Raw genomic sequence first — 17390 nt, 5'->3', positions numbered from 1 at the left:
AATGTAATAATATTTTATGCTCTCCACTCTTCAGGAATATCACAAACAGGAATAGGGTCCATTTTGTGTTTTGCAGCTTTATGCATTCTGTCGAAGATCTGAAAAACTTCTTTATCTCTTCCTTCGTAGTCATCAGCCGTTTTGGTTCCGTATTCTTTCTGGATTTTCTCCAGTTCCGGATACGTAGCACCAATCTGCTGCTCGTCTGTTCTGTCTACATCCCAAAGTCCATCTGTAGGAATTGCTTCCTGAATACTTTTGATCAGATTCAACCCTCTGGCAAGTTCATATACTTCAGTTTTATAAAGGTCAGCAATGGGAGAGACATCTACTCCGCCATCTCCATATTTTGTATAAAATCCTATCCCGAAATCTTCCACCTTATTTCCGGTTCCCCCTACCAAAAGGCCATTTATCTGTCCATAATAATACAGGGTAAGCATTCTCAAGCGGGCTCTTGTGTTGGCAAATGCCAGTTTCTCGTTAGGAAACAGATCATCTTTTACATCGAAAGTTTTGTACAGCTCCTCAAAAGCAGGCGTCAGATCTACAGACATTGTTTCAACGTTGGGGAATCTGGATTTAAGGTCATTCATATGATCTTTTGCACGGTCTACCTGATCAGCTTTCTGACGGATCGGCATTTCGATCAGTAATGTTTTCAGGCCTGTCATTGCTGCCAATGTAGAAACAACCCCTGAATCTACTCCTCCTGAAACTCCAATTACATATCCATTCACTTTTGCTTTTGTGGCATAATCTTTTAACCAGCTTACAATATGATCTATCACTTTTTGTGTCTGCATCGTTTATATTTTTTAGTCTATTCCAAATTCCTGAGGGTATTTCACCACTCCTTTTTTATCTTTTAATCCATCTTTTACCAATTCTGCAGCCATTCCGTTTTCTTCCGGAATATCGAATGGAAAAGAAATCCCAAAATTACTTGTTTTTTTGTAACCAAAGCGTGGATAATATTTTTCGTGCCCTATAAGTATTACCGATTCATATCCCAGCTCTTGAGCAATATGATGTCCCTGAAGAATCAATTTCGCACCGATTCCCTGATTCTGAAATTCAGGTTTTACGGAAACAGGGGCCAATGCAAGGGAATCAAAAGATGCGTTATCATTAACAATTTTAATTTTTGTAAACAGAATATGCCCTGCAATTGTTCCGTTTTCATCTTCTGCCACTAATGATAATTCCGGGATAAATGCTTCAGATCTTCTTAATTTTCCCACCAGAAACTGCTCCTGATGATCACTGTGTTCCATTTCTCTAAAGGCCTCTTCCGTAAGTTGAAAGACCTGATGATGATCTTTTTTCTCTTCCTGTCTTATGGTAATCATTTTTGTATATATTTTTCACGCTTCAGTTCGTACCATGAGCACATCACCCCATCTTCTTCAAATTCTCCAATATTTTCAAAACCCAGTTTCCCAAGAATATATCTTGAGCCTGTATTTCCGGAATCGGCATAAGCATAAATTACATTTGCATTTAGCTCAATAAAACCATATTCAAGTGTTCTTTCAGTGGTCTCAGTGGCATATCCTTTTCCCCAGAACTCTGGAATAAAACGATATCCCAATTCCAGTACATTTTTGTAACCATTGATAGGTTTTGTCAGTAATTTTAAACCACACCATCCTATCAGCAATCCGCTTTCTTTTTCAATAACAGCAAGCCTTCCCACACCATTTTCTTCATATTGCTTCCGAATCATTTGGATCACTTCTTTCGATTCTTCTTTTGTTGCCGCAGGTTTACCCAGATATTTCATCACCTCAGGATTGGAATCCAAAAGAAAAATACGTTCTACATCTGTCTCTTCAAGTTTTCTTAAAATAAGTCGTTTTGTTTCTATTTTCATACTCATTAGTTTTTACTCTCCAACTCCAAAAATGGCAACATCTATTTTTATCCCTTTTTTGATATCCGTTTCCTTTATTTTATTTCCCATTACGTTCAGGGTTTGCAGAGCCGGATTCCAGGAAATATCAATTTTTTGAAGCTTATTATGTTCTAAATTCAGTTTCCTTAATGCTTTAAACTGAGTCAGATCAATTGTTTTCAATTGATTTAAAGATAATGTTAATTGGTCAATTTTTGGAATTCCATTAAGCGAAATACCTTCCAAGAGATTATTATCCAGGTATAAAGAACTTAAATTTTTCAAATTTTCTGCTTTGAATGAAGAAATCTTACACCCTGTACAGGAAAACAATTCCAGTTGATCCAGATTGTTTACTACAATATTCTGTATCGTATTATCATCTATAACAATCATTTTCACATTTTTGAAAAAGTGCAGATCTTCCGTAGAAGTAATTCCTTTCTGAACAAGGAACAGATTCGTAACTGTCCCAGCTTCCAGGGGTTCAAGTATTCCGTTTTTATTCAGATCAAAATTTTCAAGGACTGCTTTTTCAAAGTTTTTATCTTTAAATTCAAGCTTTTGCCCATAGAAAAAAGAAAGTCCCCAAATAAGGCAAAGGGTTGTAATTATTTTAATTTTCATCATGAATTGTGTATTTAATCCTTATTTTTGTAAACTTAAATTCCATGTAAAAATAATGAAGATTTTTAGATATATTGCGCTTTCTTCTATTTTAGCTGCCGGACTTGTTTCCTGCAAAAAAGAAACTGAAAATCAATGGAAGGTAGAAGTTAAAGAAACTACCGAAAAAGTTGATGTAACAGATATTTCCAAAGAATTTTATAATCCGAATGTTCCACTGGAGCAGTTTAAAGCTAAATTTCCATGGTTTCAGGGAAGTGTTTCAGATGCAGATTTCGAAAAAAGGAGAATGGATGCTGAAGAGATCAAAATCTATAAGGAAGCCATTGGAAAAATAAATCAGGCTACATTAGAAACGGAGCTGAAGAGTTTATTCTCACATATCAAGTATTATTTCCCACAGTTCAAAAGCCCCAAAGTATATTTATTTTCATCTGCATTACAGATGATTCAGGATCCTATATTTTATGATCAGAAAGGAAACCTTCTATTCATAGATGTTACCGGTTTTATGGGTGACGGAAATCCTAATTATAAGGGACTGGAACTGTATTTTCAAAAATCGATGAACCCGCAGAATATTGTTCCAAAAGTATCACAGCTTTTTGCTGAAAATATTGTAACAGAATCCCCAGATCACCAGAAATTTATTGATCAGATCATTCTGAACGGAAAAGTAATGATTCTTCAGGACGCTTTTCTTCCGGATACTCCTGATTATCTGAAAATAAATTATACCAAAAAGCAGTATGAATGGGCAACGGGTAATGAGGCCAATATCTGGAATTATTTTGTAGAAAGCAATCTGATCTTCGGAGATGATCCGAGATTGGGAGAACGTTTCATATCACCTGGACCATTCTCGAAATTTTATACGGAGATTGATAATGAATCTTCACCACAAATCGGAATTTTTACGGGATGGCAGATCTGTAAAACATACCTTAAGGAAAAGCCTGAGACAAAACTTACTGCTTTCCTGAAAATGGATGCAACTACCATTTTTAATGAATCTGGTTATAAACCGAAACTTAAACAATAGAAAATTTAGAATTTAGAAAAAATGAGAAAGACTCAGATTACGATAGATGTAGAACTTGATGAAAATCATGTGCCTGAAAATATTACATGGAACGCTCAGGACGGAGGTATTGATAAACAAGATACCAAAGCAACCATGATTTCTGTATGGGATGATAAGACAAGAGAGGCATTAAGAATTGATCTTTGGACTAAAGAAATGCCTGTAGATCAAATGAAGATGTTTATCCACCAGATTTTAATATCTTTAGGAAGCACTTATCAGAGAGCGACAGGTGAAGAGGATGTGGCGCAATGGATGGAAGAAATTGCAGAAGAGTTTGCTGTAAAATCTGCTATTAAGTAAAAAAATACAATTGTGATAAACTGGGGACGGTAAGCGGTAAGCTTTTTGTATTCAGTTAGAGCAAATTTTAATAAAAAACAATGGGCTTAAGTAATATATTCTATTGCTTAATGCTCAAGCCTAAAGCAAAAAATTATGAATTTTAATACAAAAGTAATTCACGGAGGGCAGCACCATGAGTCTGCAACAGGTTCTGTAAATGTTCCTGTATTTTTAACCTCTACGTTTGCACAAAAAAGCCCTGGAGTACATTCCGGATATGAATATTCAAGAGCAGCCAACCCTACAAGACAGGCATTGGAAGATTCTTTGGCAAGTATTGAAAATGGAGCGAGGGGTTTAGCTTTCGGTTCTGGTCTTGCTGCCATCGACTGTGTTTTGAAATTATTAAACCCTGGTGATGAAGTAATTGCTGTAGATGATCTTTATGGTGGTACTTACAGAATGTTCACAAGACTTTTCGAAAAATATCAGCTGAAGTTTACTTTCGTGAATTTTGACGATGTTTCTAAAATTGCAGATGTTATCACTGATAAAACTAAGCTGATCTGGGTAGAAACACCAACTAACCCATTGATGAAATTGGTAGACATCAAAGCAGTAGTAGAGATTGCGAAAAGAAAAGATATTTTAGTAGCGGTAGACAATACCTTTGCGACACCTTACATCCAGAGACCTATTGATTTGGGAGCTGATATCGTGATGCACTCTGCAACAAAATATTTAGGAGGACACTCTGATGTGATTGCAGGAGCGCTTATTGCTAAAGATGCTGAACTGGGAGATAAACTTCACTTTATTCAGTTTGCGAGTGGTGGTATTTTAGGGCCTCACGATTCTTACCTTGTATTGAGAGGAATCAAAACACTGGCATTAAGAATGCAGAGACATTCTGACAACGGACTTGCTGTAGCAAAATATCTGGAGACCCATCCAGCTGTAGATAAAGTAATTTATCCAGGATTGGAATCTCACCCACAGTATGAACTGGCAAAATCTCAGATGAAGGAATCAGGAGGAATGGTTTCATTCACTTTCAAATCCGGAAAGAAAGAAGATGCAATCAAATTCTTAGAGAAAGTAAGAGTATTCACACTTGCAGAATCTTTAGGAGGAGTGGAATCTTTAGCTAACCATCCTGCTCTGATGACTCACGCTTCAATCCCGGCAGAAAAACGTGCTGAATTGGGAATCACTGATGACCTTGTTCGTTTAAGTGTAGGTATTGAAGATGCTGAGGATCTTATTGCAGATTTAGAGAAAGCTTTTTCTTAACATACCATAAACTAAAATGAGAGGGGTTATTAAAAATCCTTCTCATTTTATTATAACCATCACTAATAATATGAAAAACACAAGAAAAGCAGTCATCTCCGACTTGCCTCAGCTGGCTGAACTATTTGACCAGTATAGAATATTCTATCATAAGACTTCAGACATTCCTGCCTCGACCAATTTCCTTCAGGAAAGACTTGAAAATAAAGATTCTGAAATTTTTGTTGCAGAAGAAAATAGTAAACTAACAGGCTTCGTACAATTATACCCGATATTTTCGTCTACAAGAATGCAGCGCTACTGGCTGCTGAATGATCTCTATGTGAATGAAAACTATAGAGGAAAAGGCTTTTCTAAAGAGTTGATTGAAGAATCTAAGGAACTCTGCCACTCGTCAAAAGCATGTGGTATCCTTCTGGAGACAGGAAAAAGCAATGATGTAGGAAATCAGCTGTATCCAGCCTGTGGATTTGAATTGTATGACTCCGTGAATTTCTACGAGTGGACTAATCATGAGTAATGAGTAATAAGTAATTTATACATAATATTCTCCATCTCGGATCTCAAAACCTCGAATCCCAAAACCAACACTAAAAACAAAAAAATAACATGACCGATTTTCAAAAATATATTCAAAGATATTTAGATCAGATTCCATCAGGAAACTGGATCAACGAACTGCAGATATCAGCAGACAAAACAACAGGGATTTATTCCAACCTTACCGAAGAACAATCTCATTTCGCTTATGCAGAAGGAAAATGGACATTAAAAGGACTTCTACTCCATTTATCAGATACAGAAAGAGTTTTTCAATACAGAATATTAGCTTTCGCAAGAGGAGACAAAAACAATCTTCCAGGATTTGATGAAAATGAATATGCTGACCAGTCTTTTGCCGGTGAAAGAACACTTGAATCTCTTTTGGAAGAGTACAAGCTGGTGAGAAAATCTTCGCAGATTTTATTAGAAACACTTCAACCTTCTGCTTTACAAAATACAGGTACAGCCAATGGCCACGAAATCACTGTAGAAACCATCGGAAAACTAATTGTAGGGCACAATTACCATCACCTGAATATTATTGAAGAAAGGTATTTATCGAAGTTGGGATGGATGTAGAAAGTTAAGTTTAATGTTGGATTATTATAGGTTTTGGCTAAAGCCGTGGTATATGTCTATTGTTTAAATGGGCTAAAGCCCATTTCTATTGAATAAAATAACGTCTATAATAATTTATTTGATCAACAAATTACGTCATAAAAAACATCAATAGGAACGGGCTTTAGCCCGTTTTTCATATTATATACCATTCCATCGGCTTTAGCCAAAACTTATTAAATAAATACTATTTTTGATAAAACAACACAAATGGCTTTTATCAAAATTTACATTCATCTTGTTTTCTCTACAAGAAACAGAGATCCCTTTCTTGACACATTCGACACACGTCTCAAAGTCTGGAAACATATTAAAGAATATGCTACAGAAAAAGAAATATTTTTAGATATGATTAATGGATATTCAGACCATTGTCACTGCCTAATTTCCTTGGGTTCAAATCAAAATATAGAGAAAATCGTACAGTTATTAAAAGGAGAATCTTCTCATTGGATTAATAAGAATGATCTTGTAAAAGGAACGTTTTCCTGGCAGGATGAATATTTCGCGGTGTCCGTTTCTGAATCCATGGTAGAAACCGTAAGAAATTACATTAAAAATCAGGAAAAGCATCATCAGAAAAAAAGTTTCGGTGAGGAATATAAGGAATTTGTTGAAAAATATAATTTTAAAATCTGAGTAAGTTTTGGCTGAAGCCAAGAGATTTAGGCATATTGCTTAAATGGGCTAAAGCCCATTTCTATTGAATAAAATAAATAACATCCTCTACCATAATTTATTGAATTAACAACATTTAATTGTGGCGTAAAAAGACACCAATAGGAATGGGATTTAGCCTGTTTTCAAATGATACATTCCTCATTGGCTTTAACCAAAACCAATTAATATCATCACATTTATATCCCATTTTTTTGCCTAAAATTCATAGATTTTTTACCTTTATCCACTCTTTGAACCCACATACAACTATGGAACATATTATCGAAATATTAAAATCCGGCGGAACAATTCTTTATCCTACAGATACGATCTGGGGAATAGGTTGTGATGCTACCAATATAGAAGCTGTCAATAAAATTTTTGACATCAAAAAGCGCGAAAAAAATAAATCTATGATCATCCTTGTAGAATCTGAGAAAAGACTTCAGGATCTGGTGGATGTTCCTGAGATAGCCTGGGAAATTATTGATCTTAGCGAAAAACCGGTAACGATTGTTTATGAAAATCCAAGAGGTTTGCCCAAAGAACTTCTTGCAGAAGATGGAAGCATCGGAATCCGATTAGTGAAAAATGATTTCTGTAAAAAACTGATTACAAAACTGAACAGACCTTTGGTATCTACCTCTGCCAATTTCAGTGGCGAGAAAAGCCCGTTGAAATTCTCTGATATTTCTGAGGAAATGATCAGCCTTGTGGATTATGCTGTGGAAGAAGACAGAGAAAAAGTTTCAAAATATTCTGGTTCATCGGTGATCAAAATATGGAATGACAATAGAATAAAAGTGCTTCGGGAATAAAAATCCTGAGTATTTATGTGTATTTTTTAGAGTCTTGTCAGTTCATATCGGCAGGATTTCTTTTTTTTAATTCTATCTTTGCAAACTCAACTCATAAATTATTTGCTATGAATCATCAGGAATTTGCTCAAATGTGGATTAATGCATGGAATTCTCATGATTTAGAGGATATACTCTCCCATTATTCGGATGATATTGAGATTACAACTCCCATGATAGCGATGGCTACAGGTGGTAAAGAAAGTTCTTTAAAGGGAAAAGAAGCCGTCCGCAAATATTGGAAAAAAGCCTTGGATAAGTTTCCAAATCTCCACTTTGATCTTATTCATTCTACAGCGGGAGTAGATTCAGTAGCATTATTTTATAAGTCGATTATGGATAAACATGCTGTTGAAGTCATGTTTTTTAATGAAGATGGAAAAATTAGTAAAATGTATGCTCATTATGATTAATGAGTTACATGGGTAGAAATTGTCACTATTATCAACGATGAAAATTAATCTTAGTCAAAATAAGAATTTAAAACTTTTTAAAATAATTTCTGAAGCAGCAGAAAGGAATAATCAGTCTGTATATATTGTGGGTGGTTATGTGCGTGATCTTCTGATGAACAGAAAAGCTTCCACAGATATAGACTTTGTAACAGAGCAAAGCGGTATTGAGCTTGCCCAGAGTGTAGCTCATGATATAGATCCTAAATTAAAGGTTTCCGTATTCAAAACTTATGGAACGGCCATGATCAAGTACAAAGAACTTGAGCTTGAGTTTGTGGGAGCAAGAAAAGAAAGCTACACCGAAAACAGCAGAAAACCGGAAGTAGAAGGCGGAAGTCTGGAAGATGATCAGAAAAGAAGAGATTTCACCATCAATGCGATGGCTATTTCTTTAAATAAAGAGAACTTCGGAGAACTGGTAGATCCGTTCAATGGGGTTGAAGATCTTGAAAAAGGAATTTTAAGAACTCCTTTAGAACCAGCTCAAACCTATTCTGATGATCCGTTAAGAATGATGAGAGCGGTACGTTTTGCTTCAACTTTAAATTTTAAAATCGAGGAAAACTCTCTTCAGGCTATCCAGCAGGAAGCAGAAAGAATCAAGATTGTTTCTATGGAAAGAATCATGGTAGAATTTAACAAAATTATGCTTTCTGAAAAACCTTCTGTCGGATTAAAACTCATGGAACAAACTGGTCTTATGAAGCTGATTATTCCGGAACTGATCGAACTGAAAGGAGTGGAAGAAGTGGAAGGACAAACCCACAAGGATAACTTTTACCACACGCTGGAAGTTGTAGATAATATTTCTGTGAATACAGATAATCTTTGGCTTCGCTGGGCTGCCCTGCTCCATGATATTGGGAAAGCCCCTACAAAAAAATTCGTAGAAGGAACGGGATGGACATTTCACGGACATGAATTTTTGGGTTCAAAAATGGTGAAAACACTTTTTCAAAGATTAAAATTACCTTTAGGAAGTGATATGAAATATGTGCAGAAAATGGTAAAACTTTCATCCAGACCTATTGCTCTGATCACTGATGATGCTTCAGATGCTGCATTGAGAAGACTTTTATTTGATGCCGGTGAAAACCTTGAAGATCTTTTTACTCTTTGTAAAGCCGATATTACTACTAAAAACTCTAAAAAGCAGGAGAAATTCAAAAGAAACTTTGAATATGTAGCCGTGAAGATCAAAGAAGTGGAAGAAAAAGATCAGGTAAGAAATTTTCAGCCGCCTATTACTGGTGAAGAGATTATGGAAATGTTTAATCTTAAGCCCGGCCGTGAAATTGGTATTCTGAAAGAGAAAGTAAAAGAAGCCATTCTGGAAGGTGAAATTCCAAATGAAAAAGAGGAAGCCACAAAGTTTGTCATTGCTGAAGCAGAAAAACTTGGATTAACAATTTAATTTAATCTATAGATAATATTAAAAAAGCCCGGCGGGATGTTCCATCCCGCCGGGCTTTTTCATACACAGATATAAAACAAAGCCGGCCGGTTTCCAAAGAAACCGGCCGGAAAAAAACACAAATGATGAAAAAATAAAAAATTATTTTTTAGAAGTGTGATAAATTATTATGGGTTCAGGAAAGTTCCGTTAGCTCCAAGACCTCCTGTTTTAATAGATCCCATTTTGTTACCAGTAGTTCCTGAATATATTACCATCTCACTTTCTGCTGTAAACTGGTGAACGTCTGATGCAAAAATTCTTCCGTCAATAACGTTAAATCCGTAAAGTGTAAGGTAAGGACCTCCATCCGCAGCTGTTAATAATGGGCTGGAAGGAACTGTTGGAGTAGCTAAACCAGTTGTATACACTTTATTGGCAGAGCTGAAGTAGATTTTATCATTATCAATCTGAAGATTGGTAGCACTTGGAATTCCTGTCAGGGTAATTACCGGTGTCATTGCTCCAGTGCTCGTAATCTTGTAGATATAAGAATCTGTAGCTGTAGAAGAAATGGTGTAAACATTAGATTTGTATGAAACAGTACTGTTAATTTTACCATTCGGAACAGTAATTTCAGTTTTACTGTCGTTAGAAGCATTGATATAAGTAATCATATTTCCGAATCCTGATGTAGCATTTTGTACAAAAACATTTCCACCTGCTTCTACTGTTTTATCAGCACCGCCTGTCATAGTGATTTTGCTTACAAATGAATAGTCAGAAACTTTATATTTCGTTACACTTGTTGCATTCGTAGAGAAATTCAGGTTGGCAACATAGATAAAGTCATTCGCAAAAGCAATTCCTCTTGGATTATCAATCTGATCTGTAATTACTGCTAATTTTTTGAATGTATAACGATCTACTACAACAATTTTGTTTGAGTTATTGATGACAAGATAAGCCTTATTTCCGTTAAGACCAATGGTCTGAAGAACGTCACCCAGGATTTCTTTATTATTGTTATAACCATACACATCATCTTGTTTCATACTTAAATCTCTTGTCAGGAATGTTACTTTAGCTCCCTGGCTGTTGAAGTTTCCTTCATTAGAGATAAAATATCCGTTCTGGTAAGTGATGGGAGACATTTCAAACTCCGCAGAGTCACTTGTACATGAAGACATGTTAAACAATAAAACCACTGCAAATAATACAGTTAAAAGTTTAGTTATTTTCATAATTTATTCAATTTAATTTTTTAAAAATTTATTGCTGCATACACACTGTAGTTTCTTTTTGGTAAAGGATAGAAAGAAACTGTTTTATAATAAGTATTCGTTAGATTATTCACTTTAAACCCTAAAGTGTATTTTTTTGCTAGCGTTGCGGAAACACCCATATTTAAAAGAAAATAAGGATCTATGGCATCTGATCTCTTTTCGTCACTTGTGGTATAAGTAACGCCATTCAGTAGTCCCTGTGCAAAGAATTTAAAGAAACCATATTCATAATCTACATTGGCCATTCCTCTGTGCATGGGAACGTAAGGTCTTTGCATCTTCGTTTCTTTATCAATAGATTTTGCATAATAGTACCCGGCGTTCGCACGGATTCTATGATTTCCAAACTGTTTACTGAAAGACAGCTGAGATTCTAATCCGTAAGATTCAGATTTATTGACATTAAATGCCTGCCAATATCCTAAAGCAGTAGGCAGCCATACAATAAGATCTGTAACGTTCATATAATAAGGAGACAAAGTAAGTCTGAAATCTCCCGCTTTGAACTCATTCACCATATCAAACTGGGTAGACGTTTCTGGTCTCAGATCTTTATTTCCTCCCGGTTCATAATAAATGTCATTGAATGACGGATATCTGAAGTTTTTTGACACATTAATACTTACATCATACCATTTTGCGGCACTCCATTTTCCGGAGAATGAATACATAAACGGAGACTTCACATCTTCCACAAAATCTTTTTTAAATCCACCTTCAAAACGCAGGTCTTTAGTAGCAAAATACCGCAGCAATCCGGAAACAGAGCCAATATTTCTGCTGACACTGGATATTCCGCTCTGATATCCTTCACCTTTATTGACCTGAAATTCTCCGATAAGATTAAAATTCCACTTAGAATTCAGGAAATAATTGAAATCATTTTTAAAGATATAGTTTTTCCCTGTTCCACCACTTGATTTAGGTTGGTTTAGCGAACCGAAATACTGAAAGTTTTCTTCTGTATAGGCAGCTTTAAAAGAGTTGCTGAACTTTGTTTTATTCCAGTCCCAGGAAAGAAGACTTCTTATACTTTGAGTTTTATACTTTGTTTTTGTTCCCGTTTCTTCATACACAGGATAATGCTGCGAAGAATCGAAAAACTGGCTCTGCCAAGAAATTTTATGATCGTTGGTTATCTTATAGGATGCACCTGCATTGAATGTGGTATTGTAGTAATTCCCATTTCTGTTGATGTAGTTCAGATCACTTACCTCATAATTGTTTTCACTTACAGAATAATTTCCGGAAGCTTTAAAACTGAACTTATCATTGCTGTAAGAACCTTTTACAAAATTATTATAGGTATTAAAAGAAGCAACCTCAGAAAATAAAGAACCATGGAAACCTTTATTAAAATCAAGGGTGTTATTCAGGTGAATACTTCCCCCGATAGCTCCGCTTCCATACACTACACTTCCTCCACCGGCTTTTATACCGATCTGATCATATCCGAACAAAGCAATATTATTAATATCTCCCTGTCCTAAAAAATTGGAGTTGATATTAATTCCATTCCAGACAAAAGCGGTCTGCTGGGCAGTTGTTCCCCGAAAAGAGGGTGAAGAAACAGCTCCGCGGCCATTTTCTTTAATAAAAACCTGTGACTGAAATCTCAGGAGTTCCGAAAGATTACTGGAGTTTTTTTCGGCCTCTTCTGCCGAAATTATTTTTACGGGATGAAAAAGTTTCACCCTATTCATCTGGTTATCGAAGACATAAATAGTGTCAATGGTTTTCTCTTGTGCAAAAAGAAAACAGCCATAAGATGAAAAAAGCAGTACTAAAGATCTTTTTATATCCATACTTTTTTACTTTTCCTCCGAAAGCAATATGTTTTTTATTATAATTCCGGCAGGTCTCCTGACTTTCGCATTCTGCTCCTTCCCGTTTTAAACAGTGGCTGTTTGCAGAAACTTTTATTGCGATTTACAGTTGCGGGGACAGTCCGGGAGTTACACCCGATTCCCTTTTCATTCCAAAATACTGGAAACCAAAATTTTTGCAAAGATAGTTTTTTATATGTATTCGCCCAAAACCGGGGAAAAACCTATCTTCCTAATCCAATAAACAAAAAAACAGCCGCCTTCAATATTGAAAACGGCCATACATCCCACTAATATTACTATTTATATGTTTTAATTCTTTATAAATTTATAATTCTGTTGTTTTTCTCCTTTCACAGAATATTGCAGAATATACTCTCCTTTTGACAAGGATGAAACATCCATCTGTCCTTCCACAGTATTGAATGATTTCACCCTTTGTCCAACCAAATTGTAAATTTCTGCTTTCTCTATTTTTCCTGTTCCTTTAAAATATAGAATGTCAGCCACTGGATTAGGATAAATGCCAATATTGTTTTTATCTTTCACCATATCATTTACGGATAAAAATTCAGAAGTATCCAGATAAAAAGCTATTGTTTGACCTGAAGCATTCGTTCCCGATCCGGCAATTTTCTTTCCGTCTTGTGAAATCGCCAGAGGAAGTCCCATTGTTATTCCATTCGTAGCAATTCCTAAGGATACTGCATAAGTATTCAGATTGACTCTTCCGGCAGCTGAAGTCCAGATAAAGCCTTCTCCCGACATCGGAGGTGCTCCAAATGCTCTGTAATATCCAATAACCTTTGTTCCGTCAGCCGAAATTCCTGTAGCTCCTCCTTTGAAACTAGCTGAAGCATTAGGGTGCGTTATATAAGTCAGTCCGCTTGCAGCATTCCAAACATAAGGGTTAGGATTTGCTGCTCCTATAATCGTATTTCCGTCTGCAGAAATTCCACCTGCTTCTCCTACATGATTTCCGTTATTATCTGTAATAAAACTTTCTACTCCATCCTGCCATTTTGCACCACTTCTTGTGCCTGTGGGTTCGTCCTGCCAACCTACGATTACCGTTCCTGCCGCATTGATTGCATTTGCTCTTGAGCTTCGTCCGGCAACTATACTTCCCAGATCAACCATTCCGTTTACTTCATCCCATTTCACAGCATGTGCATTCGCTGCAGTAAGGAATCCTAGCCCTACAATAGTATTTCCGCTAGGTGACATTCCCCATGTAGAACTTACACTGCCATCCCAACCGGTAGGAACCAGCCCGCCTCTGTTTACCCATGTGGAAGTAGCTACATCATAAGTAGATATTTCATTAAATCCCGTTGCAGAATTTGTAACCGAAGACGATATTTTGCTTCCGTCATTCGAAACAATTGTTCTGCCTGCAGCTGGGTATCCGTTTGATATTGAACCTATCTGTACAAGTCCGCCTGCTGCATTCCATTTATATATTCCGCCTGCACTTGTATGCATACTTACCACTCCATTATCTGAAACTGCGCCTACATTATAATTTCCTAAACCTATTACAGTAAGCTGCGCTTCTGCAAAGCCAAATTTCAGAAAAAGACAAGCCGTCAATATTTTCATTGACATTCTGTAAAAATTTTTCATATTTTATTATATTTAGCATCTCGAATTGGTGAAAACAATATTAATACAATATTTTCCCTATCCAAAGAAAGAGGCTTTCATAATTCGTGAATTTTAAAAGAGTTTAATTTTTAAACAAATAATAATCAAACAGATACAAAACATTATTTTGAATATGGATTTTACCCGAACTATTCAAAAAAACACAAAAAACAAATTATCAAGACAAAAATTATTTCAAAAAAGTAGAAGAATTCTGCTGTTTCTTTTCATTTGCTGTTCTTTTATTACCAATGGACAGTCAGGTCCGGACTTTAAAATTCTGGCAGATAAGGCATTTCTGAAATTGTATCAGAATTCTGACGAATGCATCAGTTATACTCAAGGAATCCTTGTAAGCGATCAGAATACAGAGCATAAAATTGTACTGCAAAACATTATTTCACAAGCTTTTGCCATGAAAGGCGATTACGTACAGTCTGTGAACATTTTTGCTCAGAAAGAAGATTCCGATCCCAAAAATGAACTTTCTTATTTTATGCAGATTTTCAGTGATTATAATCTTGCTGATCAGTACCAAAACCTGGGGCTTTACAATCAGTCAAAAAGAATTATCTCCCAGCTTTTATCTGATCAAAAGCTTCTTAAAAGTAACGATCCTGCATTAAGAATAACCACAGCAAAGTTGTACCAACTGCAAGCTTTGAACTCGGGAATCAATAAAGATTATCCTGCAGCATTCAAAAACCTTGATAAAAGTAACCAATACCTTAACAATGATAATGAAGAAAACAGAATATTAAAAACGGAAAACAGAATTTTCCATTCTGCCTATCTGTTGAAACAAAATAGAATGGTTAAATATAAAGTGCTTATAGAAAGTATTATTTCTGATCTTGAGCACCAGAAAAACCAGCCATTTCTTTTAGCTTTAGCTTATGAGAGTCTGTCCCAGTACTATTTTTTGAAACAGGATTATACAACCTCTGTTGAGAAACTGGAGGCCGGACTTTTTTTGATTGAAAATTTACCTTTTAATAATTTAAAAATTAAAATCTATGAATCATTATCCCGCAGCTATTATGCACTTCATAATGATGTAAAATACCATCAATACAATAAACTTTACAATGATTTAAAAACAAAAACCGATGCAAGCTCGAAAGAAGGGATACGATATATTATAAAACTTGTTGAAACCAATCAGAATAAAAGTATTGAATTTCAAAAACTGATGTTTCTTAAGTCTTTCTTACCTCTGATTCTCGCTCTGTTCCTGATAGTTGTTGGTCTGTTCACTTATTTTTTAATAACTAAAAGCAAAAATAAAGATTTAAAAAAGCAATTTGATTTCTTTGAGAAACAAAGCAATGAGAAACTTCAACCCGTCTTATTAAATAAAGCTTTTTCAACAACAAAAGATGCCGTTACCACTAAAATGTCGCGGGGAAAAGAAGATGAAATCCTTCAGAAACTTGAAGAGTTTGAAAAATCCAACAGATATCTGAATAAAAATATGTCTTTATCTATGCTTTCTTCTCAAATGGAAATTAATCCAAAATACCTTTCTGAAGTAATCAATAACAAGGAGAAAAATTTCAACGGATACATTAATAAGCTAAGGATCAATCATATTGTACAGTTATTAAAGAATGATTCTACCTTTCTTAATTATAAAGTGAGCTACCTTGCCGAATATTCAGGATTTTCATCGCACAGCGCCTTTACAACCGTTTTTAAATCCGTCACCGGAATGTCTCCCAATGCCTATATTCAGGAAATCAGTAAAACAAAAACCGTATGAAATCACTTTTAAGAATATTGCCACTGTTCCTGTTGTCTTTTTGTATTTTCACAAAAGCCCAAAAAAAGACATCAGATAGTGCCTTAATAAGAAAGGCTGAACTTGATCTTTATGATAATCCTGATAATACGATTAAAATTGCAGAACAGTTATTAAAAAAATCTCATGATGTAAAAACGTCCATTAATCTTTATAAGCTTCTTTCCACAGCTAATATTGCTAAAAGAAACTTTGAAGAATCATTAAAATATATTTTGAAAGCAAAGGAACTTTCAAAGAAAACCAATGACCCTCTGAGCCATGCAATAGCTCTTATCTCGGTTGCAATACAATATCAGCAGATGGAACTTTTCAGCAAGAGCCTTGAAACACTGAACGAAGCGGATCAGTATACTGCTAAAATCCCTGACAAAAACCCTGTGAAATATGTTGAAATTGCTACGAGCTACGCCATAAGAGGAATGATTTACAAGAGCCAGTCCAATTCAGAGATTGCACTGGAAAAATTTTTAATTGCAATACGGAATTTTGAAAAAGTACCTGTAAAGAAAGCTACTTACTCCAACATGAGTGTAGTCTTCTACAATATTGGATACTGCTATCTTGACCTCAATCAAATTGATAAAGCCCAGGAAGCTTTTGTGCAGTCTTTAAACAATGCCCGAAAGAATTATGCTAAAAGTCTGGAAGCTTTTGCCTTAAAAGGAATTGCTGAAATACATAAGAAAAAATATGAAAATCAATCCGCTATAAGCCTTTTATTAAAAGCAGAAAACCTTTGTAAAAATACAGGAGACCTCACCCTGAATGAAGGAATTTACAAGGAATTGGCAGAAAATTATCTTGCTATGGGACAACAGAATCTTTATCAGCAGTATAATAAAAAATACCTGGAAATGCGCTTTAAAAGAAAACAGAATGAACTGAAATCCATTAACCAGGTAATTGACAATCATAATAAAGAAACCGCATTAAAAAGTGAAAAACTGAAATCTTATTATCATTACATTAAAATTGGATCCATACTGCTGGGATCTATTTTAGTAATTATCCTTTTATATTTTATTGTAAAAATCAGAAAACAGAATAAAAAGTTTCATAAAGAGATACAGCAAATGATAAGAACATCATAAGCTATGAAAACAAAAAAACATTCC

Annotated in this window: 18 protein-coding genes and 1 riboswitch; of the genes, 11 read left to right on the top strand and 7 right to left on the bottom strand. The window is 35.2% G+C overall.

The window, feature by feature from the left end; all coding sequences use genetic code 11:
- Window positions 1-14: 14 nt before the first annotated feature.
- The 4 genes from nadE to OL225_RS02935 are packed head-to-tail and all read right to left on the bottom strand — an operon-like array spanning window position 15 to window position 2527.
- A complete protein-coding gene (gene nadE / locus OL225_RS02950) occupies window positions 15-806 on the bottom strand; it encodes an NAD(+) synthase (protein ID WP_264517218.1) in 792 nt (263 codons plus the stop codon).
- A 12-nt stretch (window positions 807-818) separates the two neighbouring features.
- Entirely contained in the window at window positions 819-1352 is a 534-nt protein-coding gene (locus tag OL225_RS02945; RefSeq protein WP_264517217.1) for a GNAT family N-acetyltransferase, read from the bottom strand.
- On the bottom strand, window positions 1349-1876 hold the full coding sequence (locus OL225_RS02940; protein ID WP_319800560.1) for a GNAT family N-acetyltransferase: 528 nt from the start codon (window positions 1874-1876) through the stop codon (window positions 1349-1351). The genes OL225_RS02945 and OL225_RS02940 overlap by 4 nt, the downstream gene beginning before the upstream one ends.
- A 12-nt stretch (window positions 1877-1888) precedes the next feature.
- Complete coding sequence (locus tag OL225_RS02935) at window positions 1889-2527, bottom strand: protein phosphatase 1 regulatory subunit 42 (RefSeq protein WP_264517216.1); 639 nt, start codon at window positions 2525-2527, stop codon at window positions 1889-1891.
- Window positions 2528-2579: 52 nt separating this feature from the next.
- Between OL225_RS02935 and OL225_RS02930 the strand changes: the two genes are divergently transcribed.
- From OL225_RS02930 to OL225_RS02890, 9 genes are all read left to right on the top strand, one after another.
- The gene (locus tag OL225_RS02930; protein WP_185097859.1) at window positions 2580-3566 is read left to right on the top strand and encodes a gliding motility protein GldB; all 987 of its coding nucleotides are present in this window, start codon (window positions 2580-2582) and stop codon (window positions 3564-3566) included.
- Window positions 3567-3587: 21 nt separating this feature from the next.
- Window positions 3588-3911, top strand: a complete 324-nt coding sequence (gene gldC / locus OL225_RS02925; RefSeq protein ID WP_034695059.1) for a gliding motility protein GldC — start codon at window positions 3588-3590, stop codon at window positions 3909-3911.
- Window positions 3912-4046: 135 nt separating this feature from the next.
- On the top strand, window positions 4047-5186 hold the full coding sequence (locus OL225_RS02920) for a cystathionine gamma-synthase (RefSeq protein ID WP_264517215.1): 1140 nt from the start codon (window positions 4047-4049) through the stop codon (window positions 5184-5186).
- A gap of 70 nt (window positions 5187-5256) precedes the next feature.
- Window positions 5257-5706, top strand: a complete 450-nt coding sequence (locus OL225_RS02915; protein WP_264517214.1) for a GNAT family N-acetyltransferase — start codon at window positions 5257-5259, stop codon at window positions 5704-5706.
- 89 nt (window positions 5707-5795) lie between these two features.
- Entirely contained in the window at window positions 5796-6308 is a 513-nt protein-coding gene (locus tag OL225_RS02910) for a DinB family protein (RefSeq protein WP_047378651.1), read from the top strand.
- 249 nt (window positions 6309-6557) lie between these two features.
- Window positions 6558-6986, top strand: a complete 429-nt coding sequence (gene tnpA / locus OL225_RS02905; protein ID WP_264517213.1) for an IS200/IS605 family transposase — start codon at window positions 6558-6560, stop codon at window positions 6984-6986.
- A gap of 290 nt (window positions 6987-7276) precedes the next feature.
- Window positions 7277-7825 (top strand): L-threonylcarbamoyladenylate synthase, encoded by a 549-nt coding sequence (locus OL225_RS02900; protein WP_264517212.1) that lies wholly within the window; start codon window positions 7277-7279, stop codon window positions 7823-7825.
- Window positions 7826-7932: 107 nt separating this feature from the next.
- Window positions 7933-8277, top strand: coding sequence for a nuclear transport factor 2 family protein (locus tag OL225_RS02895; RefSeq protein WP_047378654.1), 345 nt, complete (start codon window positions 7933-7935; stop codon window positions 8275-8277).
- A gap of 37 nt (window positions 8278-8314) precedes the next feature.
- Window positions 8315-9733, top strand: a complete 1419-nt coding sequence (locus OL225_RS02890; RefSeq protein WP_264517211.1) for a CCA tRNA nucleotidyltransferase — start codon at window positions 8315-8317, stop codon at window positions 9731-9733.
- Between the two features lie 167 nt (window positions 9734-9900).
- On the opposite strand, the gene OL225_RS02885 is transcribed toward OL225_RS02890, so the two are convergent.
- The 3 genes from OL225_RS02885 to OL225_RS02875 all read right to left on the bottom strand — a co-directional run bounded on the left by OL225_RS02885 (window position 9901) and on the right by OL225_RS02875 (window position 14450).
- A complete protein-coding gene (locus OL225_RS02885; RefSeq protein ID WP_047378656.1) occupies window positions 9901-10956 on the bottom strand; it encodes a YncE family protein in 1056 nt (351 codons plus the stop codon).
- A 20-nt stretch (window positions 10957-10976) separates the two neighbouring features.
- The gene (locus OL225_RS02880) at window positions 10977-12803 is read right to left on the bottom strand and encodes a TonB-dependent receptor plug domain-containing protein (protein WP_264517210.1); all 1827 of its coding nucleotides are present in this window, start codon (window positions 12801-12803) and stop codon (window positions 10977-10979) included.
- Between the two features lie 30 nt (window positions 12804-12833).
- A riboswitch (cobalamin riboswitch) is annotated at window positions 12834-13011 on the bottom strand.
- A 125-nt stretch (window positions 13012-13136) separates the two neighbouring features.
- Window positions 13137-14450: a T9SS type A sorting domain-containing protein gene (locus OL225_RS02875; protein WP_264517209.1), complete on the bottom strand. Its 1314-nt coding sequence runs from the start codon at window positions 14448-14450 to the stop codon at window positions 13137-13139.
- A 154-nt stretch (window positions 14451-14604) separates the two neighbouring features.
- Between OL225_RS02875 and OL225_RS02870 the strand changes: the two genes are divergently transcribed.
- On the top strand, window positions 14605-16233 hold the full coding sequence (locus OL225_RS02870; RefSeq protein WP_264517208.1) for a helix-turn-helix domain-containing protein: 1629 nt from the start codon (window positions 14605-14607) through the stop codon (window positions 16231-16233).
- Complete coding sequence (locus OL225_RS02865) at window positions 16230-17366, top strand: tetratricopeptide repeat protein (RefSeq protein WP_264517207.1); 1137 nt, start codon at window positions 16230-16232, stop codon at window positions 17364-17366. Before OL225_RS02870 ends, OL225_RS02865 begins: the two co-directional genes overlap by 4 nt.
- The last annotated feature ends 24 nt before the right edge of the window (window positions 17367-17390 follow it).

Origin of the sequence: Chryseobacterium viscerum, from assembly GCF_025949665.1 — a bacterium.
Lineage (GTDB): Bacteria > Bacteroidota > Bacteroidia > Flavobacteriales > Weeksellaceae > Chryseobacterium > Chryseobacterium viscerum_A.
Note: the sequence above shows the minus strand (reverse complement) of the source record. Positions and strands in the feature narration are given on the sequence as shown.

What these genes read in the sequence shown, in the direction of transcription:
- nadE (WP_264517218.1), bottom strand. Translation starts at nt 806, where the DNA reads ATGCAGACACAAAAAGTGATAGATCATATTGTAAGCTGGTTAAAAGAT.
- OL225_RS02945 (WP_264517217.1), bottom strand. Translation starts at nt 1,352, where the DNA reads ATGATTACCATAAGACAGGAAGAGAAAAAAGATCATCATCAGGTCTTT.
- OL225_RS02940 (WP_319800560.1), bottom strand. Translation starts at nt 1,876, where the DNA reads ATGAAAATAGAAACAAAACGACTTATTTTAAGAAAACTTGAAGAGACA.
- OL225_RS02935 (WP_264517216.1), bottom strand. Translation starts at nt 2,527, where the DNA reads ATGATGAAAATTAAAATAATTACAACCCTTTGCCTTATTTGGGGACTT.
- OL225_RS02930 (WP_185097859.1), top strand. Translation starts at nt 2,580, where the DNA reads ATGAAGATTTTTAGATATATTGCGCTTTCTTCTATTTTAGCTGCCGGA.
- gldC (WP_034695059.1), top strand. Translation starts at nt 3,588, where the DNA reads ATGAGAAAGACTCAGATTACGATAGATGTAGAACTTGATGAAAATCAT.
- OL225_RS02920 (WP_264517215.1), top strand. Translation starts at nt 4,047, where the DNA reads ATGAATTTTAATACAAAAGTAATTCACGGAGGGCAGCACCATGAGTCT.
- OL225_RS02915 (WP_264517214.1), top strand. Translation starts at nt 5,257, where the DNA reads ATGAAAAACACAAGAAAAGCAGTCATCTCCGACTTGCCTCAGCTGGCT.
- OL225_RS02910 (WP_047378651.1), top strand. Translation starts at nt 5,796, where the DNA reads ATGACCGATTTTCAAAAATATATTCAAAGATATTTAGATCAGATTCCA.
- tnpA (WP_264517213.1), top strand. Translation starts at nt 6,558, where the DNA reads ATGGCTTTTATCAAAATTTACATTCATCTTGTTTTCTCTACAAGAAAC.
- OL225_RS02900 (WP_264517212.1), top strand. Translation starts at nt 7,277, where the DNA reads ATGGAACATATTATCGAAATATTAAAATCCGGCGGAACAATTCTTTAT.
- OL225_RS02895 (WP_047378654.1), top strand. Translation starts at nt 7,933, where the DNA reads ATGAATCATCAGGAATTTGCTCAAATGTGGATTAATGCATGGAATTCT.
- OL225_RS02890 (WP_264517211.1), top strand. Translation starts at nt 8,315, where the DNA reads ATGAAAATTAATCTTAGTCAAAATAAGAATTTAAAACTTTTTAAAATA.
- OL225_RS02885 (WP_047378656.1), bottom strand. Translation starts at nt 10,956, where the DNA reads ATGAAAATAACTAAACTTTTAACTGTATTATTTGCAGTGGTTTTATTG.
- OL225_RS02880 (WP_264517210.1), bottom strand. Translation starts at nt 12,803, where the DNA reads ATGGATATAAAAAGATCTTTAGTACTGCTTTTTTCATCTTATGGCTGT.
- OL225_RS02875 (WP_264517209.1), bottom strand. Translation starts at nt 14,450, where the DNA reads ATGAAAAATTTTTACAGAATGTCAATGAAAATATTGACGGCTTGTCTT.
- OL225_RS02870 (WP_264517208.1), top strand. Translation starts at nt 14,605, where the DNA reads ATGGATTTTACCCGAACTATTCAAAAAAACACAAAAAACAAATTATCA.
- OL225_RS02865 (WP_264517207.1), top strand. Translation starts at nt 16,230, where the DNA reads ATGAAATCACTTTTAAGAATATTGCCACTGTTCCTGTTGTCTTTTTGT.